General features: G+C 33.3%; 17 protein-coding genes, 1 pseudogene and 1 CRISPR repeat array (1 of these 19 cut by a window edge). Of the genes and pseudogenes, 2 read left to right on the top strand and 16 right to left on the bottom strand.

Translation table 11 applies throughout. The features are described from left to right. A CRISPR array of direct repeats spans window positions 1-21; the repeat unit is 30 nt; it reaches 6,115 nt to the left of the window's first position. Window positions 22-327: 306 nt separating this feature from the next. After that, on the top strand, window positions 328-1,935 hold the full coding sequence (ggt, locus tag D4Z93_RS06685; RefSeq protein ID WP_119971628.1) for a gamma-glutamyltransferase: 1,608 nt from the start codon (window positions 328-330) through the stop codon (window positions 1,933-1,935). A gap of 71 nt (window positions 1,936-2,006) precedes the next feature. On the opposite strand, the gene msrA is transcribed toward ggt, so the two are convergent. The 16 genes and pseudogenes from msrA to D4Z93_RS06605 form a co-directional block, all read right to left on the bottom strand. Further along, window positions 2,007-2,495, bottom strand: a complete 489-nt coding sequence (gene msrA, locus D4Z93_RS06680; RefSeq protein ID WP_119971626.1) for a peptide-methionine (S)-S-oxide reductase MsrA — start codon at window positions 2,493-2,495, stop codon at window positions 2,007-2,009. A gap of 305 nt (window positions 2,496-2,800) precedes the next feature. Then, window positions 2,801-3,517: a GntR family transcriptional regulator gene (locus tag D4Z93_RS06675; RefSeq protein ID WP_119971623.1), complete on the bottom strand. Its 717-nt coding sequence runs from the start codon at window positions 3,515-3,517 to the stop codon at window positions 2,801-2,803. Window positions 3,518-3,701: 184 nt separating this feature from the next. Further along, a complete protein-coding gene (gene larB, locus D4Z93_RS06670; RefSeq protein ID WP_119971622.1) occupies window positions 3,702-4,448 on the bottom strand; it encodes a nickel pincer cofactor biosynthesis protein LarB in 747 nt (248 codons plus the stop codon). A gap of 6 nt (window positions 4,449-4,454) precedes the next feature. Continuing rightward, on the bottom strand, window positions 4,455-5,258 hold the full coding sequence (gene larE / locus D4Z93_RS06665) for an ATP-dependent sacrificial sulfur transferase LarE (protein ID WP_119971620.1): 804 nt from the start codon (window positions 5,256-5,258) through the stop codon (window positions 4,455-4,457). A 47-nt stretch (window positions 5,259-5,305) separates the two neighbouring features. Beyond that, window positions 5,306-6,052: pseudogene (gene larC / locus D4Z93_RS06660) on the bottom strand (nickel pincer cofactor biosynthesis protein LarC); the annotation flags it as partial. 243 nt (window positions 6,053-6,295) lie between these two features. Then, on the bottom strand, window positions 6,296-7,270 hold the full coding sequence (locus tag D4Z93_RS06655; protein ID WP_119971614.1) for a 2-keto-3-deoxygluconate permease: 975 nt from the start codon (window positions 7,268-7,270) through the stop codon (window positions 6,296-6,298). Window positions 7,271-7,289: 19 nt separating this feature from the next. Further along, on the bottom strand, window positions 7,290-8,582 hold the full coding sequence (locus tag D4Z93_RS06650) for a nickel pincer cofactor-dependent isomerase, group 22 (protein ID WP_119971612.1): 1,293 nt from the start codon (window positions 8,580-8,582) through the stop codon (window positions 7,290-7,292). A 110-nt stretch (window positions 8,583-8,692) separates the two neighbouring features. Then, window positions 8,693-9,925: a CaiB/BaiF CoA transferase family protein gene (locus D4Z93_RS06645; RefSeq protein WP_119971610.1), complete on the bottom strand. Its 1,233-nt coding sequence runs from the start codon at window positions 9,923-9,925 to the stop codon at window positions 8,693-8,695. A gap of 36 nt (window positions 9,926-9,961) precedes the next feature. Further along, window positions 9,962-11,143: an electron transfer flavoprotein subunit alpha gene (locus tag D4Z93_RS06640; RefSeq protein ID WP_119971606.1), complete on the bottom strand. Its 1,182-nt coding sequence runs from the start codon at window positions 11,141-11,143 to the stop codon at window positions 9,962-9,964. A gap of 15 nt (window positions 11,144-11,158) precedes the next feature. Further along, the gene (gene etfB, locus D4Z93_RS06635) at window positions 11,159-11,944 is read right to left on the bottom strand and encodes an electron transfer flavoprotein subunit beta (protein ID WP_119971604.1); all 786 of its coding nucleotides are present in this window, start codon (window positions 11,942-11,944) and stop codon (window positions 11,159-11,161) included. Between the two features lie 18 nt (window positions 11,945-11,962). Then, window positions 11,963-13,102 carry an acyl-CoA dehydrogenase family protein gene (locus D4Z93_RS06630; RefSeq protein WP_119971601.1) on the bottom strand — a complete coding sequence of 380 codons (1,140 nt, stop codon included), beginning with the start codon at window positions 13,100-13,102 and terminating at the stop codon, window positions 11,963-11,965. Between the two features lie 11 nt (window positions 13,103-13,113). Beyond that, the gene (locus D4Z93_RS06625; RefSeq protein WP_119971598.1) at window positions 13,114-14,682 is read right to left on the bottom strand and encodes a class I adenylate-forming enzyme family protein; all 1,569 of its coding nucleotides are present in this window, start codon (window positions 14,680-14,682) and stop codon (window positions 13,114-13,116) included. A 72-nt stretch (window positions 14,683-14,754) separates the two neighbouring features. Continuing rightward, window positions 14,755-15,879, bottom strand: coding sequence for a 2-hydroxyacyl-CoA dehydratase subunit D (locus tag D4Z93_RS06620; protein WP_119971595.1), 1,125 nt, complete (start codon window positions 15,877-15,879; stop codon window positions 14,755-14,757). A gap of 1 nt (window position 15,880) precedes the next feature. Beyond that, window positions 15,881-17,116 carry a 2-hydroxyacyl-CoA dehydratase subunit D gene (locus tag D4Z93_RS06615; protein WP_119971593.1) on the bottom strand — a complete coding sequence of 412 codons (1,236 nt, stop codon included), beginning with the start codon at window positions 17,114-17,116 and terminating at the stop codon, window positions 15,881-15,883. Window positions 17,117-17,133: 17 nt separating this feature from the next. Next, window positions 17,134-17,907 (bottom strand): acyl-CoA dehydratase activase, encoded by a 774-nt coding sequence (locus D4Z93_RS06610; RefSeq protein ID WP_119971590.1) that lies wholly within the window; start codon window positions 17,905-17,907, stop codon window positions 17,134-17,136. 364 nt (window positions 17,908-18,271) lie between these two features. Then, window positions 18,272-18,967: a GntR family transcriptional regulator gene (locus tag D4Z93_RS06605; protein ID WP_119971587.1), complete on the bottom strand. Its 696-nt coding sequence runs from the start codon at window positions 18,965-18,967 to the stop codon at window positions 18,272-18,274. A gap of 221 nt (window positions 18,968-19,188) precedes the next feature. On the opposite strand from D4Z93_RS06605, the gene D4Z93_RS06600 reads away from it, so the two are divergent. Further along, window positions 19,189-19,821, top strand: a complete 633-nt coding sequence (locus D4Z93_RS06600; RefSeq protein WP_119971585.1) for an ankyrin repeat domain-containing protein — start codon at window positions 19,189-19,191, stop codon at window positions 19,819-19,821. Window positions 19,822-19,893: the final 72 nt, after the last annotated feature.

Raw genomic sequence — 19,893 nt, 5'->3', positions numbered from 1 at the left:
CATCTTATGTTAAGGTTCAACCTGTGCAAAATAGCCATTCATTATTTTTATTATAACTCTAAAGGTATTGATAATAAAGACTTTATCTGAAACTTTTCCAACCATTTTTTATTTTAGACTGCCATGATAAGAAAAGTGACGTTAGACATTGAATTCAAACAGCTTATGATCCCTTAACATTTAAAGTCGGTTGGAAAATTAAATGTTAAGGAATACCCAAATATGTATATAGTTAACTAATTATAATATATTATGTTATACTAATTAAAAATAGTAATTAAATCTTAACTCATTCCAAATATTTATCTCGATTAGAGGAGGTATATTATGAAATTTAATGCATTATACAACCCTTTTAAGTCTATTAGAACTCCTTCCTATGGAAAAAGAGGAATGGTGGCCACATCACAGCCATTTGCAGCTGAAGCTGGCTTTGAAATTCTAAAAAAAGGAGGTAATGCAGTGGATGCAGCCATAGCTACTGCTGCTTGTCTAACCGTATGTGAACCGACATCAAATGGAATTGGTGGAGATGCTTTTGCAATAGTATGGTTTAATAACAAATTACATGGATTAAATGCAAGTGGACAATCTCCTAAGGGAATATCAATACCCATTTTAAGAAATTTAGGATATAGTGAAATCCCAGGTTTTGGATGGGAGCCAGTAAACATCCCCGGTATACCTGCAGCCTGGGCCGAACTTTCAAAAAAATTTGGCACACTCCCGTTTGAGACATTATTAGAACCAGCAATAAAATATGCAGAAGAAGGTTTCCCTATAACACCAACCGTAGCAAAGTTTTGGAAAATATCATTTGATCTATATAAGAAAAATTTTAAAGATGATAAATTTAAATATTGGTTTGAAACATTCTCCCCCAATGGCAGATCTCCACATGCAGGAGAGATGTTTTATCTAAAAGATCATGCAAAGACCTTAAAAATTATAGCTGAAACAAAAAGCGAAGCATTCTATAGAGGAATACTTGCAGAAAAAATAGATTATTTTTCAAGAAAAACTGGTGGTTATATAAGAAAAGAAGATATGGAAAAATACCATGCCGAATGGGTAGAACCTATAAGTATTAATTATAGAGGTTACGATGTATTTGAAATTCCACCCAACGGACAGGGAATCACAGCACTTATAGCTTTAAACATATTAAAGGGTTTTAACTTTAATGAAAGGGATTCCGCAGATACTTACCACAAACAAATAGAAGCCGTAAAACTTGCCTTTGAAGACACTTTAAGATATGTAACCGATATAAATAAAATGACGGTTAAAATAGAAGATCTCCTATCTGATGCATACGCAGAGGAAAAAAGAAAAAGAATAGATAGGACTGCCTTTATGCCAAAAATAAATGAAACTCAAAAGGGAGGAACTGTTTACCTGGCAACAGCTGACAATTATGGCAATATGGTATCATACATTCAGAGTCTTTATCAGGGATTTGGTTCTGGACTAGTTGTTCCAGGTACAGGTATAGCTCTGCATAATAGGGGAAAAAATTTTTCTTTTGATCCAGAGCATATAAATGCACTTGAACCTGAAAAAAAACCATATCATACAATAATTCCAGGATTTTTAATGAAAAATAAAAAAGCAATAGGTCCTTTTGGAATAATGGGGGCATTTATGCAGCCTCAAGCACACGTGCAGGTATTAATGAACTGCTTGGATTTCAATTTAAATCCACAAGCAGCATTGGATGCTCCAAGATGGATGTGGACCAAAGGAAAAAGTGTTAATATAGAACATGCATTTCCAAAGCATATAGCAGAATGTTTACATTATAAAGGACATAATTTAAATTACTCCATCGACGAAGGCGATTTTGGAAGAGGACAGATAATTTGGAAAGATGAAAACGGAGTCTTATCGGGTGGTACCGACTGGAGAACTGACGGCACTATATATGCCTGGTAAATATTTGCTTATTATTAACTGAAATTGCCGTATGGAATGTACTACCTTACGGCAATTTTTATCTAATTACACTAACGTTTCTTTAACAGTTCCTTTGGGATATGACAATATCCATTGGGATTTTTCTCTAAATACTTTTGATGATACTGTTCTGCACTATAGAAATTTTTTAATGGCAAAATCTCTGTAACAATAGTTTCTTTATATTTCTTTTGTTCCTCTTCCTTAGATTTCAATATAATATCCAAATCACATTTATCTATATAGTACACTCCAGTGCGATACTGAGTTCCTATATCATGCCCCTGTCTATTCTTTATCGTTGGATCCACTACCCTCCAATATGCTTTTAAAAGTCCCTCAAGTTTAATTATATCTTCATTGTATTCAATATAACAAGACTCGGCATACCCTGTTGTATTCTTACATACCTCTTCATACGTAGGGTTATCTGTATTTCCATTTGCATATCCAACCTTTGTCTTTACAACTCCATCCATCTCACTAAAATATGCTTCAACTCCCCAAAAACATCCGCCTGCAAATATTATTTTCTTCATTTTAACATTCCTCCACATCTTTGAAATATCTGCTTTAAAAAAATTTCCCATATTAATCCTATAATATACCACACCATTTATCTGATTCCTACAACATATTTATATATGATTTATAATTTTAAAGTTAATTTAACCTTTGGGATATACTGAAAAAATATAGGTACATTAAATGCTTTTATTGTACCGGATTTTGGTAACATCTCCTGGGGGATGGATTAACTTCTCATTTACAAACCATATATATGGTTTGTAATTCCAAGCTTAAGTTATAAACCCTATAAAAAGCAAAAGCACCTAGATCCATTTTAAATAAATCCAGGCTCATTATCAGTAAAATATTGAGGATATTCTTCCTTTGCTAAATCTGCAAGGGTAGATATACTACTTAAATGATTTGATATGCCCTGCTTGGCTCTGTCTAAATCACTATCTTTAATAGCATTTACAATTTCTCTATGTTCTTCTATTAACTCAGGCAACCTATGAGTTATAATAGAAACATCAAAATTACGCCATCTGGCAATGTGAAGCATTGGATCTGATAAAATTCTTACCAATCTATAACGATTTACACTATCAATTATAAGTTTATGAAATTCAGAATCCAATCTCATAAAATCCTTATTGTATGATTTCTGACCCTTCCAGTACTCTTGCAACTCAAGATTCTTTTCTAATTTTTCAACTAATGCCAGACGATTACTTTCCTTTATATTCGTAAATATTTCATTTAATACTTCTTTTTCAACAGCCGACCTTAAAAACATAAGATCATCGATATAATTTATATCAATTAAACTAACATAAGTCCCTCTCTGTGGATATATAGTAATTAATCCCAATTGGCTCAGGCGATTATACACATTTCTAATAACAAAACGTGAAGTATTATATTCCTTACACATCTGGTTTTCACTAATCTTTTGTCCTGGCTCCAGTTCCAATTTTAATATTCTATGTCGTATATCATGGTATACTTGCTCCACAGTAGCCGGCTGAGAATTATTTGATATATAATCCATATAGCTCACCTTACTTATTACAATATATAATTTTATAATTCACTGTAAAAATAATACTCTTTAAAACAGTCCATTATTTCTACAATCAGATACCAATTATATATTAGAGTATACCATAATTTATACAAAATTCAAAAAAATAATTTATTAAATTCTTTTTGCCTCTTAAATTTAAAGATTACCACTATAATTTATTTATCATGCTAGCACTGTATGCTGCACCAAAACCATTATCTATATTTACGATGCTAACACCACTGGCACAACTATTTAGCATAGATAACAAAGCTGAGAGTCCTCCAAAACTTGCTCCATAGCCAATACTTGTCGGAACTGCTATAACCGGTTTATCAACGAGACCTCCTATAACACTTGCCAGAGCACCTTCCATTCCGGCAATAACAATAACAACTTTTGCTCCCCTAATAATATCAAGTTTTGCAAATAATCTATGTATTCCAGCAACCCCGACATCAATTACTTTTTCAACTCTATTCCCTAGTATTTTTGCAGTTTCATAAGCTTCTTCTACAACAGGTAAATCTGAAGTGCCCGCTGAAACTATGGCTATATAACTTTTAGTAGTAATTTGACTGTTCTTTCTAATTGTTATAGTCTTTCCAAGCTTATTATATTCTGCATAAGGACAAATTTCCTTTACTGCATTATACATTTCATTATCGGCCCTAGTTCCTAATATATTATTATCCTTTGTAAGCATAAATTTGACAATATCTCTAACCTGCTCCACAGTTTTTCCTGCACAGTATATAACTTCCGGGTATCCTACTCTAATTTCCCTATGATTATCTATGAGTGCAAAACCTAAATCTTTGAAAGGCAAGTCCTCTAATTTTTTAACCGCTTCTTCTATATCAATCTTATTATCTTTAACTCCTTCTAATAAAGTTTTGATATCACTCTTATTCATAAGAATCTACCTCCCAATAGCCTCATTAAAACTCCCCATTCGATATCCTTCTAAATCCAATGTAACATATTTAAAGCCAAAACCTTTTATTTTTTGTGATATTATATCTAAAAGTTCTTCATCAAATAACTTATTCCTGTCACTTTTATTTACTTCAATTCGAGCCAAATCTCCATGACATCTGACTCTGATTGCTCTAAATCCTATACTCATCATATATTTTTCTGCATTTTCAATTTTTTCAAAGTACTCTTCTTTTAATTCACTTCCATATGGTATTCTAGTCAAAAGGCATGCATATGGAGGCTTGTTCCATGTACTCAATCCTAATTCTTTAGAATAACTTCTTATCTCCTCTTTGGTCAATTTACACTTAAGAAGGGGACTCTTTATATCAAGTTCTTTTAGAGCTTTAAGTCCGGGCCTATAATCTTTTATATCATCATAATTGGTCCCATCAATTACATAATCATACCCCTGCTTTTTAGCTGCAGATAATATCATATTAAATACAGCATTTTTACAGAGATAGCACCTATTTTCAGGATTAAATCTAATAGAATCAATAATCGGTGCTTCTATTATTTGATGTTCAACCTCAAGTTTCTTAACTAATTCCTGCGCCTCTTTTATCTCCCATTTTGGGATATAAGGTGATAGTATTGTAACTGCTTTTATGTTATTTCCAAGTGCTTCTTTTGATGCCTTAAGTAAAAATGTACTATCAACTCCACCCGAAAAGGCTAATACAACTCTTCCTAAACTTTTAAGATATTTTATAAGTTCATTATATTTTTCATCATTTACCATTTTATAAACCATCCTTAAATATAATTTAATAATATTACAACATTTTAATCTTCACCAATGTACACCCTTAATACATTAGGAATTTCTAAATTCCTATGTCCTATACCATATCCCGTATTTTTAATTGTAAAATCAATATTGCTTCCAAAGTTATCGACATTTGCCGAAAGTATTGCTGCTCCAGTAGGAGTTGTTGTTTCAAATTGAACTATACCCGTTTTTATAGGAATATCTTTTAATATCTCTGCTGTAGCAGGTGCTGGTACTGGCATTACTCCATGAGCACATTCTACAAATCCTCCACCGACCTGCACTTTAGATGCCATTATTTTATCAGCATCTAGATAATTTAAGCATATTGCTGCTCCAACGATATCTATAATTGAATCGATTGCTCCAACTTCATGAAAATGAACTTCATTTAAACCTTTTCCGTGAACCTTAGCTTCTGCCTCTGCCACCTTTTTAAAGATTTTAACACTATTTTGCTTTATATCATCATCTAAATCACTCGAATTTATAATATTTTCTATGTCCTCTAAATTTCTGTGGTGATGGCTATGCTCATGTGTATGTGCATTGCTGTCATCATTATTTTTTAATACGACATCAACCCGTGTACCTGTTATTCCGAGTTTAGAAGAGGAAGTAATTGATATATCATACTCAGAATTTAAATTTAACTTTGAAAGCTCCTTAATCAAATATTCCTTTGGAACACCTAAATCTACAAGTGCCGCCAAATTCATATCTCCACTTATTCCACAAAAACAATCATAATATAATATCCTCACTATTTTACACCTCCATATTTATATAACCAAACATTGTAAACAATTAAAAAAGTACTAATATATTATAATATTACCACAAAACATATCATTTACAATGAAGTAAAATGCCCTAAAATAAAATGTGGAAATTGCGTAAAAACAAATTAGTATTACGCAATTTCCTCATTATATTATCTGTATTTAAGTAAATTCAATTTAAAAATTTGTATATCACAAAGGATCTTAACACAGTTAAGTTATAGGCTATGCATTCTGTGCTTTGCTGGAATCATCTGCACCGGTCACTTTTCCAGTTCCCCACTTCTTAACTGCCATAGATGTCATTATAGGACACACAATTGCAGTTATTACTGCTGAAGCTGCTAAGGCTGTAGTTGCAGCACCAACTTGACTTGATAAACTCGGTATTGCCTGAGCTACAATCGCGGGAACTGCTACAGAACTACTAGCTGATGAGCAGTTTGCAACGGCTGCATACCCTGGACGATGAAGTATAAATTTGTCAACAGGTACCAAGAATATAAATGACAATACAAGAACTAATACTCCTAATAAAAGACCTGTAGGACCACCTTTAATTATATTTACAATATTTAATGCACTTCCAACAGCAAAACCAATGAATGGAAGTGTAAACGTGATTCCTGGTTTTAAAAAGTCTCTTATTTCTTCATCAAGATTTCCAAGTATAAAACCTACAACCATTGTTGCTACTGATGCAATTATAGCAATTGGATTAAATCCACCTCCTGCGGCTCCTAGCCCAAGAAGTGTAAAAAGAGGACCAGCTGTAAGACCCAACAATGATTGAGCTCCTAAGTCATATTCATCTCCTATTTCAGGCATAAGTCCAAGATATATACCACAGTTATCACTTGTAACAGCTGCCAAAAGTAAAAGGGGTGTAATTCCTAATATACCAGCGTTTCCAAATATTTTTGCTACAATTATAGCAGGAATGAAACCTGCAAGGAATTTTGCAATTGTGAGCGCTGCCCCACGCTTTAATGATTCCGCAACACCTTTAGGATTGATCTGGGCACCTACACATAATAAGTTACAACCTATAAATGCCAAAGCTCCTGTATTAAATGTTGCTGTAGCTATTCCACCAATTTTTAATGCTTGAGGAAAACATGTATTTATTATTGCTGCAAGAAAGAGTGGAACAATCATCAATCCGCCTGGAACCTTTTGAACAGTTTTTAAAATTTTCATCTCTATTCCCCCTTATATTTTAAATAATAAAACCTTCTTTATCGAATTCTATATCCTTTGCTTCACTTAAAATTTCAACATCATCCCTATTTTTTAGTTCATCATAATAACTTTCAGAAACTTCTATTATATCCATTGTTGATGAGTTTTTAATGCGCACTACTTTAACTTTATCAAAATCTATGCCAGTACAAGTTCTAATTGCTAGTAATAGAGCATCTCTATCATTATTTGTATACACTGGAATACGGCCACCATTTAACATCGTCGCAGTTGACACGTTGACCCAGGTTGATTCATAATCCACATCACAAACACATCTTCTTGTTGTAACATCTGCATGATTCAATCCACATGCGTTATGATGAGTTGCATCTGTAAGTCCTCTTATAAAGAGTTTCTTTAAATCTAAGACATCTTCAAATCCAGGAGAATTACTTCTTCCTACGACATTTGGATCAAATCCATTGCCACTAATATTTTTACCAATTTCATCTATAATAAGAACGTCAATAGATGGTATTTTAAATTTTGCAATTTTTTCCTTTGCTATTTCAAGTAAAGCGGCATCTCTTTCAAGAATTTTTTCCTTTTCCATAACTTCTAGGTTACTTATTTCATCATAAGCATTCTGAACAATTCCTACTCCAAATGCAACAGGTGCATTTTTTAAAAATACATCACATACCTGAGGAATCCTTTCTGGGAAAGATGAAAATCCCTTCATATGAAACATTGATGCCCCTTTATGTTTTGCTAGACCAATAGCCATCATTTTTGCCATTCCGCTCTCATGCTTACCTCTAAAATCAGTGTGTGGTTTCACTTTATTTAAAACAACGATTCCATCTGACTCATATGCATTCTTATCACAATATACAGGAGTTTTATCTTCTAATTCGCCAATTTTTACAACCTCCATTGAGGATAATATAGGAACGCCCATTGACTCTTCTGTAATATTGTAAGATGCTATGAAATCTTTTTGACCTTCTGCAGTTCCACCAGCATGGCTTCCCATTGCAGGAATTATAAATGGTTTTGAACCCCATTCTTTTAATTTACTTATTATAGTCCCTATAATTATATCTAAGTCAGGTATGCCTCTACTTCCAGCTGTAATACAAATTCTTTTTCCCTTAAAGCTGTCTTTATCTGAAAGATTAGTTTCCATTTCTCTTTCTATCCATGATTTTAAGTCTTTAATCTTGAATGGATCATAAATCTGTCTTATTTTTATCATCTTAGGTATTTTTATATTATCCATTCCTTCTACTTTGACACTCATTTCCGGGAAATCAATAAATTTCATAAATGTTCACCTCCGACAATCCCACAATAATATATTTCATGCCGGTACACACCTTGAAAAAGATCTACTAATACATACCGACATGAATTTCAATATTTAAGAATCAGAATCTAGTCTTCTTCTATATAAAGCCCTTTTTCTGTAATTAATTTCTCTATTTGTTCATCTGTGTAGCCAATTTCTTTTAAAACCTCTCTGCCTTGTTCACCTATCATCGGTCCACGTACATACTCTGGTTCTCCCATTTCAGCAAAATTTACAGGTGGTCTAACAAGTGTCCTTGTATTTCCATTGTCATATTTCATACTATAGAAACATTCATTAGCCCATGCTTGTTTATCCACTAACATTTCTTCTAAAGATTGTGCAAGAGCAAAAGGAATATCTGCCTTTGTCAATCTTTCACTACATTCATCAACAGTCATAGTCTTTATAGCTGACATTACTATGTCATATACCTCATACCCTACACCAGTTTTCTGTACGTTCTGAATTGGAAAATATTTATCAGAATCAACCAAATCTTCTCTTCCAATTGCAGACATGAGTTTCTTATAATAAGTGTTATAATCAGGTGTACATGTCTGTATAAATCTTCCGTCCCTTGTTTCCCATGCAGCTAAAAGTGGATTATTACCATTGCGAACATTTATTGGGTATGGTGTACCTATGTCTTTGTATTGTGCAGCTTGAACCATCATTCCCATATTAAAAACAGCTGTCTGGAATAAACTTGTAGTAACTTTTTCTCCAATTCCCTTTGTCTTTGCCTGATACAATGCTGCCAATATACCAGCCACAAGATTCATACCTACATTATGATCTCCTAGTCCAGGTACAACATTCATAGGGACAGAACCTTTTTGACGCAATGTCTCAAGGTAACCTCCTCTTGCAAAGAATGCGGTAAAATCAAATCCTGGTAAATCTTTGTCAGGACCATATTCTCCATAACCTGTACACATTGCATAAACTAACTTTGGATATTTTTCTTTTAAACATTCATAAGTTAAACCAGCACGCTCTAAAGCTTGAACTCTCCAGTTTGTAATGAGTATATCTGCAGTATCCAAAAGCTTAAAGAAAGCTTTCTTCCCTTCTGGAGTCTTCATATTTAAAGAAATACAACGCTTATTGGCATTCTCAAGATCCCATGTAGTATTTTCATGCATATCTAGAGGTCTTCCTTCACTTGGTGCTGTATAACGAAGTGGATCTCCTTTTGGACTTTCTATCTTTATAACATCTGCACCCAAATCTGCAAGAAAACGTCCCGCAGTTGCAGCAGCTATAAAGTTTGCTAATTCAATAACCTTTATACCTTCTAATGGTTTATTACTCATAACTTATTCCTCCTCGATTTTACTAAAATTTAAAGATTACACCTCTAACTCTTCTAATATTGCAGGAATTACCTGATACAAATCTCCCACAATACCATAATCAGCTACTTCAAAAATAGGAGCATTTTCATTTTTATTTATTGCAACTATATAATCTGAATTCTGCATTCCTGCTAAATGCTGTATTGCCCCAGAAATACCACATGCAAAATATATTTTAGGTTTTACCGTTGTTCCTGTCTGTCCTACCTGATATGAGTGATCTATCCAGCCTGCATCCACACATGCCCTTGATGCTGCTATTGTTCCTCCTAATTTATCTGCAAGTCTATTTAGAAGTTTAAATCCTTCCTGGTTTCCTAGTCCCATACCTCCTGCAACTATTATATCTGCATCCGTAAGTGAGACTATATCTCCTGATTTTTTTACTATATCAATAACTTTTGTTCTAATATCACCTTTCCTGAACTCTACATCTAATTTTACAAGTTTGCCTCTGCGTCCTTTTTCATAGCTTGCTTTATCCATAACACCAGGCCTTACTGTTGACATTTGAGGACGATTATTTGGACAAACTATGGTAGCCATGAGATTTCCGCCAAACGCCGGTCTTGTCTGTTTTATCTTTTTGTCATCTGGATCTATCTCAAGTTTTGTGCAGTCAGCTGTTAGTCCAGTACTGCATTTTACAGCCAGACACGGGCCTAAATCACGCCCTATGTGGGTTGCTCCTAATAATACAATTTCAGGTCTATATTTTGTAATTGCTTCAAATATTACTTTTGAATATGCATCTGTACGATAGTTTTCTAGCTCCTCATTATCTGCTATGTAAACTTTATCTGCACCATATGCAAATAACTCATCAGCTAGTCCACTTACATTTTTTCCGCATAGAACTGCACAAAGCTCGCTTCCAACTTCCTTTGCCAACTTTTTACCTTCTCCAAGCAATTCAATTACTACGGGCATTATTTTCCCGCCTCTCTGCTCAGCAAATACCCATACACCTTTATATGAACTTAAATCAACTGCTGCCTTCTTTTCTTCTACTTTTTCAATTGCTCCAAATGGACAATTCTTTACACAAACTCCACATCCGGTACATGAACTGCCAATTTCAGCAATTTTATTTTCAATAGTAATTGCACTAAAAGGACAGTTCTTCACACATTTAGTACAACCTTTGCATTTTTCCTTTATAACTCTTACAGCCATTTTAACCCGCCCTTTCTATAATAAATGTTTCTCTTCAAATCTAGAAATAAGAGTAGCTGCCATTTCATTAACAGATCCTTTAAGTATTTCACCTTTTCCTTTTGGTGGTGGTGTAAATGAACGGAATACCTGTGTTGGTGATGCATTTAATCCACAATCTTTAGGATCTAAATCTACATCTTCATGATTCCATACAGTTATATCTTTTTTATAGGCATCAACTATGCCATAAATACTCATATACCTTGGTTCATTTAATTCTTTTACAGCAGTTAAAAGACAAGGAGTTTCAACTTCTATAACTTCATATCCATCTTCCATCTGCCTTTGAACTACTATTTTGTCTTTATCAAATTTTACATCCTGTACATAAGTAACTACCGGAAGTCCAAGTCTCTGTGCTACCTGAGGTCCAACTTGGGCAGTATCTCCATCAATAGCCTGTCTTCCAGCAAATATAATATCGACTTTTCCAACTTTCTTTATACCGGCTGCTATAGTTGTAGATGTTGCACAAGTATCAGCTCCACCAAATGCACGGTCACTTAAAAGATAACCTTCATCAGCCCCCATAGCCATGCATTCACGCAAAACAACTGTTGCCTGTGGTGGCCCCATAGTTAAAACAGCCACTGTTGTGCCAGGGTTTTCATCCTTTATAGCAAGTGCAGCTTCTAATGCATTTGCATCATCGGGATTTAAAATACTAGGAACTCCGTCCCTTATTAATGTACCTTTTACTGGATCGATTTTTACTTCATTTGTATCTGGTACTTGTTTTACACATACTAAAATTTTCATAACTTGAAACTCTCCTTCCTATTTTTTTAACAACTTTCTAGCAATTACAAGCTGTTGTACCTGTGAAGTTCCCTCATAAATAGTGAATACTCTGCAATCTCTATATAAACGTTCTACTTTGTAATCTTTTATAAATCCATATCCTCCATGAATTTGAACAGCTTTTGCACAAATCTCATTACAGACCTCTGCTGCATAATATTTTGCCATCGATGCTGCCATTGATGCATCCTTTCTTGTATCTTTTAAATAAGCAGCATCATAAACCAATTCTTTAGCAGCTTTTAACTTTGTTGCCATATCAGCAATCATAAAACCTATTGCCTGAAAATCCCCTATTCTTCTTCCAAACTGTTTTCTTTCCTTAGCATATTTTATTGATTCATCCAGAGCTGCCTGAGCTATTCCTATAGCCTGTGATGCTACACCGATACGTCCTACATCAAGAGTCTTCATAGCATTTATAAAGCCTTCATTTTCTTCTCCTAAAAGGTTGCCCTTGTGTATCCTAACATTTTCCAAAATGATATCACTTGTAGCGCATCCTATAATGCCCATCTTTGCCTCTGATTTACCACAAGATACACCTTTCTGTTTCATATCAACTATAAATGCAGATATTCCTCTTGTTCCCTTCGCCATATCTGTCTTTGCATAGATTACTGCATAATCCGCAAGCGGTGCCATTGTAATAAATGTCTTACGTCCATTTAATATATAGTAATCACCATCTTTTACTGCGGTTGTAGTAAGTCCACCTGCATCAGAACCTGCTCCTGGTTCTGTAAGTGCAAATGAAAGTTTCTTTTTTCCTGTCACAACTGGTCTTAAATACTTTTCTTTTTGCTCGTCATTCCCGGATAACAAGAGCGGTCCCCCCGAAAGTGAATTCGGAGTAGAAACATATATACTGGCAACTCCACTAACTCTTGCTATCTCTTCCATAACAACTACATATGCACGGGTATCTGCTCCTGCACCTCCTAATTCCTTTGGGACCTTAATTCCGAAGAAACCAGCTTTTGCCATTTTTTGCAGTATTTCTTCTGGAAATTCTCCCGTTGCTTCAACTTCATCCAAAATTTCTGACGTTAATTCTTTTTCTGCAAAATCTCTAGCCAATTTTCTAATTAACTCATGTTGTTCTGTTAAAATCATAAATCTTCCTCCTAACCTATTCTTAATTGAACTTCTTTTTTTAGCTTTTTCACATCTATTTTTCCATTAGCATTTAGTGGAAACTTATTGAAGATATAAATATACTTTGGGACCTTATAATCAGCCAAATATTTTTTTAAGTATTCCTTCAAATTATCAATATGTATTGTCTTACCACAGTTAGCAATAATGCACGCAACTATTTCTTCCTGCACAAAAGGTGCCTGTATTCCAAACACTTTTACCTGGTCAACGTCAAAATATCTGATAATAACATCTTCAATTTCCTTTGGTGATATATTTTCACCAGAGCGGATTATAATCTCCTGTTTTCTGCCAGTTATATACAGATTTCCATCATCATCAACATGTCCAATATCATCTGTATAAAGCCAGCCATCCTTAGTAATCTTTTTGCTATTTTGCTCTGGAAGCCTATAATAGCCTTTCATAACATTAAATCCCTTTACAATAATTTCTCCATCTTCATAGGCTTTCAACTCATGCCCATCCTCTGTGCTTACAATTTTGAGATCTACATTAGAAATTACTTTTCCAACTGAAACAGACTTTATAGCAATTGGATCATCATAATTGTTAAAAGTTATACTTGGAGACGCCTCGGTCTGACCGTAAGATTGCTGAAGTTTTTCAAGTTTTAATTCTTTCTGTATTTTTAAGTAATCTTCTTTAAAAACTGTACAGCCAGCAATTATACCTGACTTCAAAGAAATCAAGTCATAATTTTTTCTCCCGGAATTATTTAGTAGAGCTAAAAACATCGTGGGTACACCATTTAGTAAAGTTATTTTATATTCATCTATACATTTCAAAACACATGTAGTTCTAAATTTAGATAATAAATAGATGCAAAAACCCTTATAAAGACTTGCAAGAAGGCCAACACTCAATCCAAAACAATGGAACAATGGAAGTGCTATGCACATTCTGTCTTCCTCTGTCCACCTCATCTCTTCAGTTGCTTCAATAGATATATTTACAAGCTGATAGTGGGTGAGCATTACTCCCTTTGGCAAAGATGTTGTTCCTGATGTAAATATCATACTTGCTATACTTTGAGGTGTAACTTTCAATTCAGCCTTTTTTAGTTTTTCCATATCTTCTAGAGATATAGAAAATGTGCCATCATCTTTTAAATCAGTTGCCATATTTATAGGTATGTACCTTTTTATCTTTCCTATCTTTTTATTTTTAAGGCAGCTGACAATATCGTTACAAACTGCAAGTTTGCCATAACATACATATTCTACATCTGAATATTCCAAAATTTGAATTAACTCATTTTCCTTATAATTCGGATTAATTAATACAGAAATAGCTCCTATCCTTGCCAATGATAGATAAGTAACTATCCAATCAGGAGAATTAGTGCTCCATATAGCAACATGACTCTTATATCCAATTCCATATTTTAGGAACTCAATTGCAAGTCTATCAGAAATATCATAAAGTTCCCTCCATGTATAAAATACATTTTCATATTCGATTGCATTCTTATCAGGCATTTTCTCAATTTTATCCGATAAAATTTTTCCTATTGTCACATTTTTTAATTCCATACATCAACTCTTCCTTCTCTAATTTGGACAGATACATAATATCTATCTATGGCTTTAATCATAATCTAAATATTAAGAAAGCATATCTTTAAAAGTTTCAATTATTGTCTTAGCTTGTTCATAGTTAACCATCTGCCTATCAACTTCTATCAAAGCACTTGGAATTTCTGCTGCATCAAGTGCCCTCTTTACAAACACATAATCAAATTCTTCTGGATCACAGAATTTAGTCATAAATATGAGAACCCCTTTAGCTCCTGTACGTTTCACTAGTTGCACAATGTAATCAGCACGTTTTTTATCTACATCGTATAATACAGAACAGTTGCCCATTTCAGAAAATTTTTCACTTAATGCATCCAGTGATGACGGCATTGATTTAGTATCAACTCTATACTGACGTGATTCTGCTGCTACATCATCTGCAACTATTTGCATATTATTATCATCCAAAATCTTTAATAAATTTTTACTATCAGCGAGTATTCCTGAAGTAACAATCTTTATCTTTTTGTTTTCCACATTATCACTTTTCTTTAACACTTCTATTAATTCATTTAACAATTCAGTATGTTCTTCTTTTGTCATAAAATATGAACTTTTAAATATGTCACTTCTCACAGAAGCTGTTATTTGTGGGTAATCTATTAGCAGATCACTTATGCACCTCATTGCGGCATTATGCGCATTGTATATTTCAATTGATTTTTTAAGCTTTTCCTCGGAAAAAGTCTCTCCAGTTGCCGCTTCCAGATCCTTAACAACTCTCTCATAACCAGCTTTCGTAAATTGTTTGCCAACTTCATTTGCTCTATTTTGTGGATATGTCATAGGTATAAATGGAATATCCTTTACAGCATATTTCCAATTTTGCCCAAGGCATTTTAGTGAGTCACAAAGTGAAGGAACTATAATAGCAGACACTCCATCATACTCACCTTTAATTCCGAGCTCTAGAACAGATTGCAATATACTGCATATAAATGCCGGAAAATATTTTTTTGCTTCTTTAATTTCAATATCTGCTCCCCATGCCCCCATAGGTACAAATCCCATAGAATGAACAATTTCCTCAGGTGTATAAACAGGAGCACAAATAACTACCTTTTTACCATCTTTAAGATATGATTTAAACTGCTTCTTTGGATTTGAAGCAATCTCGTGAAATTTTTTTAATAATTCATCTAATGCAGCCATTTTATTTACCTCCCTTATTTGCTTCCATAATTTCAGCTAGTCCTTGTACACGTGTTTCGTACTGAGCTTCTGAAAAATTACGAGGATCTGCTTGATCTCCATCAAAAGTTGTAACAGGAATATCACATTCCTCTCCTATTTGACGGCTCATTTCATACATAAATCCACTCCAAAGCTTACAAGATCTATTAGTATGAACTAATAATCCTTTAGCATCAGTTTTTTTAGCTATAGCAATTCTTTTATCACGAGCAAGTTCAAGGCACATAGCATTAGGAACTCCACAATATGCTCTTACAAGACCATCTAGATCATCATATATAAGTCCAAATGCATCGGCATATATTGTTGCTACCATGTTCATTCCTCTTGACTTTAATCCCTTAGATGTAACACGCAGGTGAGGCCAACAAGCAATTCCCTCAAACATAATTCTGTGTTTTTCCTCTGCGCGGAATGTACTGGTACCGTCTTTTACTGCCTTTTTGTATTCTTCTAATAAAGTTTCAAATGCCTCTGCTGCCTCTATAGTTCCTCTGGCACATACAGCTACTGCCATATGATTTAGTAAGTCAAATCCATTTAATGGTGAAGGTTTATATTTTGTATAGCTAGTAGCTTCAAGCCATGCTCTAGAGGTACGGTTTGAAATTTTCATAACTTCTTTGAATTTTTCATTGTTCCATTTCTTACCTGTAATTTTTTCTAACTGCTTAATAGCATCCAAAAATTGACCTTTTACATAAGCAACTTGAGCATCTGATACCTTATAATCCGGGTTAAATGGAATATCTATTAAAATTAAAGGTATATTTAATTCCCTGGAAATATTTTCATACCATTTAATCATACAATTGCAGATATTATTACAGCATAATAAAAAATCTGGCTGTGGCATATTCTGTTCTGGTGCATCCTTTAATTTCATATATGCCAAACTTATTCTTGCGTAAGCACATATATCATTAGAATATCCCTCAGATTCCGCTTCGGAACATAATCTTTCACCAGCACCTCTGGCTGCAATTGCTGCTGCCTGATTCTCTGGGTAACATACTTTTACACCTAATGTTTGGAAAATTTCCTGAGGAAAATTACTAGCACACCATCCAATCTTTTCTCCTCTGTCCTTTGCCTCTTGAACTTCTTTGTAATGTTTTACAACGATCTGATTCAGCTTATAAGCAGCTGAATTAGGATCTATTACTCTTTTTTTCTTTTTAACTTCTTCACCCATTTTAAAATCCTCCTTTTCTAATTCACTTTATTGTAAGCAGCTATTGCTGCACCAAGTGCACCCATTAATTGAGCAGAAGGGGAATAAAAAATTTCTACTCCTAATTCCTTTGACAATGCATTTCTAACTCCACCATTACGAGCTACACCACCACTCATACAAACCTTTTCCTTTATTCCAATACGTTTAGCTAGAGAAGCAACTCTGCTGGCAACAGAACTGCAAATTCCAGCAACTAAATCGGGTATTTCAACTCCAGATGCAAGCTGAGATATTACTTCTGATTCTGCAAATACAGTACATGTGCTAGAAATCTTTATCGTATTTTTTGCCTCAGCCGCTTTAACCTCCAAATCATTTATATCCAACTGCAGTATTCCAGCCATAACATCTAAAAATCTACCTGTTCCTGCAGCACATTTATCATTCATCAAAAAATTAACCATTCTACCTTTTTCATTAAGGCTCAATACTTTTGCATCTTGTCCACCAATGTCAATGATAGTCCTGACATCAGGAAAAACATGCTGAACTCCCAATGCATGACAACTTAATTCACTAAGTTCAATATCAGCGTCACCATATGTAGATCTTCCATAGCCTGTTACCACTGTGTATTTTATATCCTCTTCAGTTAAATCTGCATTTTTTAATACCTCTTCTTTTACTTTTTTAGGCCCACTTGTTCCTGTACCAGCAACAACAATTGAAGAAGCAATTATATTTTTTCCATCTTTTAGGATTATGCACTTTGATGTTGTTGAACCTATATCAATACCTAATGTATACATAAACAAGAATCTCCTTCCTTTTAAATATAACTGCTATAAATCAGATTTGACTATTTTATCTAATTGCTATCTAGTTCTCTTGTTAACAAGTTGACAAATATATAATAGCACAATAAAATACCTTTGTAAACGTATTTTTGACTTTTTTTTCACAATTTTTTATAAGATCTTTTAAGAGTTACAAATATTTGGCTTTAAACTAATACCTGAAGGGGAGAAATACACACTAATAAAATACAGCTAAAAATACGTATTTCACTAGTGTCTGTGTATGAAAACTGATTTTCTGAATTTAGAAAACAAGAATAATATATTAAGAAATGTATAATTTACACCAATCAAATAGTCTTATTTTTAACATTAGCTACTTTGGAAAATACTGAGGATATTTTCTCTTAGCCATATCAATCATTTTTTTGTTAGTTTCCAGATGCTTCCCTATAGCTTGTTGCGCGTCATTCAAATTATCTTCTCTAATTGCATCTATAATTTTTCTATGCTCGCCTATTAATTTTGGCATCTTACGTACAAATGCGACATCAAAATTACGCCATCTAGCAATATGGATCATTGGATCATTTAAAATTTTCACCAATCCATACCTTTTCACACTGTCGACCATAATTTTATGAAATTCATAGTCCAACTCCCTTAATCTCTTTTCATACGATTTCATGTCTTTGAAAGCCTGCTGTTCTTGTAAATTTTCCTCAAGTTTATTTACCAATTCCATACGTAAATTTTTTTCAATTCTTGTAAACATTTCACATAATACTTCTTTTTCCACTGCAGTTCGGAGTACCAGTAAATCCTCTATATAAGCTAGGTCTATTAAACTTACATAGGTTCCTCTTTGAGGATAAACAGTTATTAACCCTAACTGGTTTAACTTTTTAAAAGCATTCCTAATTACAAATCTAGAAATAGAATACTCACTACTCATTTGATTTTCACTTATTTTCTGTCCGGGTTCCAATTCCAGTCTTAATATTCTATTTCTTATATCCATATACACTTCATTGTCACTAATTGGCTTATCATTGCTTAAAATATAATCCATAGTCTTCTCCTTTTTACAGCATTTTTAATAAATATAATATAGTTGATGTATTATATCGCATGGCTGTATACATGTCAAATAAATCTATTAGCTCATTTTTAGGTAATTCAAATACAACATATCAAAAATAAAAGATACATATACTAAACATATACATATATCTTTTTATTTTTAATATGCTAAAATATTATTAATTACATTAATTAAGGGAGGTTAATAATTTGGATATATTCAATAAAATATTTAGTTCAGATTATAAATCAATTTATAGATCCATTGAGCAGGGCAATTTACCTAATATTCGAGAATATTTAAATTCTGATAAAGACATTGACTCAGACTTCGAAATTCAAAGCATACTTCATTATGCTATTAATAACTGTGAAAACAATTATGTAGATACAATTAAGCTTTTAATAGAAAGTGATAACGTAAATATAAATAGTCACAAGAGTAAATTTTCAGAAACGCCACTTCACAGGCTTTGCGCAAGGGCAAATCCTTATATTAATTTAGTAGAACTGCTTCTAAAAAAAGGTGCCGATGTTAATGCAGTTAATATATCTGGTAAAACTCCTATATTTTATTGCAGTTTTAATTATTCTTGTGAATTGTTAAACCTTCTTGTAAAGTTTGGAGCAGATGTAAATGCAAAAGATAAATATGGAAATACTCTTCTACATGATGACTATATTGATTGTTTAGATGAGACTTTTGAAGAATTTCTGAAACTTCTTTTGAAATTCAATTTTGATATAAATTCAATAAATAATGCGAATTTTACTCCTTTAGACCTCTGCAGGAACAAAAAAATTGAAAACATTTTAGTTAAATATGGAGCAGTGTATTCGTAAATTGAAAAAAGTATAGAAAAATATTTTTAATTTGTTAACTTTTATATAAAATATAATAATGGTTTGACATAA

The sequence above is a fragment of the Clostridium fermenticellae genome, assembly GCF_003600355.1.
GTDB classification, from domain to species: Bacteria; Bacillota; Clostridia; order Clostridiales; family Clostridiaceae; genus Clostridium_AV; species Clostridium_AV fermenticellae.
The sequence above is the reverse complement of the archived record's forward strand: the minus strand, read 5'-3'. Positions and strand labels throughout refer to the sequence as shown.

Excerpts from the sequence above, each read along its gene's own strand:
- larB (WP_119971622.1), bottom strand. The coding sequence starts at position 4,448 with ATGAATAAGAGTGATATCAAAACTTTATTAGAAGGAGTTAAAGATAAT.
- D4Z93_RS06630 (WP_119971601.1), bottom strand. The coding sequence starts at position 13,102 with ATGATTTTAACAGAACAACATGAGTTAATTAGAAAATTGGCTAGAGAT.
- D4Z93_RS06650 (WP_119971612.1), bottom strand. The coding sequence starts at position 8,582 with ATGAAATTTATTGATTTCCCGGAAATGAGTGTCAAAGTAGAAGGAATG.
- etfB (WP_119971604.1), bottom strand. The coding sequence starts at position 11,944 with ATGAAAATTTTAGTATGTGTAAAACAAGTACCAGATACAAATGAAGTA.
- msrA (WP_119971626.1), bottom strand. The coding sequence starts at position 2,495 with ATGAAGAAAATAATATTTGCAGGCGGATGTTTTTGGGGAGTTGAAGCA.
- D4Z93_RS06615 (WP_119971593.1), bottom strand. The coding sequence starts at position 17,116 with ATGGGTGAAGAAGTTAAAAAGAAAAAAAGAGTAATAGATCCTAATTCA.
- D4Z93_RS06640 (WP_119971606.1), bottom strand. The coding sequence starts at position 11,143 with ATGGCTGTAAGAGTTATAAAGGAAAAATGCAAAGGTTGTACTAAATGT.
- D4Z93_RS06645 (WP_119971610.1), bottom strand. The coding sequence starts at position 9,925 with ATGAGTAATAAACCATTAGAAGGTATAAAGGTTATTGAATTAGCAAAC.
- D4Z93_RS06625 (WP_119971598.1), bottom strand. The coding sequence starts at position 14,682 with ATGGAATTAAAAAATGTGACAATAGGAAAAATTTTATCGGATAAAATT.
- D4Z93_RS06655 (WP_119971614.1), bottom strand. The coding sequence starts at position 7,270 with ATGAAAATTTTAAAAACTGTTCAAAAGGTTCCAGGCGGATTGATGATT.
- larE (WP_119971620.1), bottom strand. The coding sequence starts at position 5,258 with ATGGTAAATGATGAAAAATATAATGAACTTATAAAATATCTTAAAAGT.
- ggt (WP_119971628.1), top strand. The coding sequence starts at position 328 with ATGAAATTTAATGCATTATACAACCCTTTTAAGTCTATTAGAACTCCT.
- D4Z93_RS06675 (WP_119971623.1), bottom strand. The coding sequence starts at position 3,517 with ATGGATTATATATCAAATAATTCTCAGCCGGCTACTGTGGAGCAAGTA.
- D4Z93_RS06610 (WP_119971590.1), bottom strand. The coding sequence starts at position 17,907 with ATGTATACATTAGGTATTGATATAGGTTCAACAACATCAAAGTGCATA.
- D4Z93_RS06605 (WP_119971587.1), bottom strand. The coding sequence starts at position 18,967 with ATGGATTATATTTTAAGCAATGATAAGCCAATTAGTGACAATGAAGTG.
- D4Z93_RS06620 (WP_119971595.1), bottom strand. The coding sequence starts at position 15,879 with ATGGCTGCATTAGATGAATTATTAAAAAAATTTCACGAGATTGCTTCA.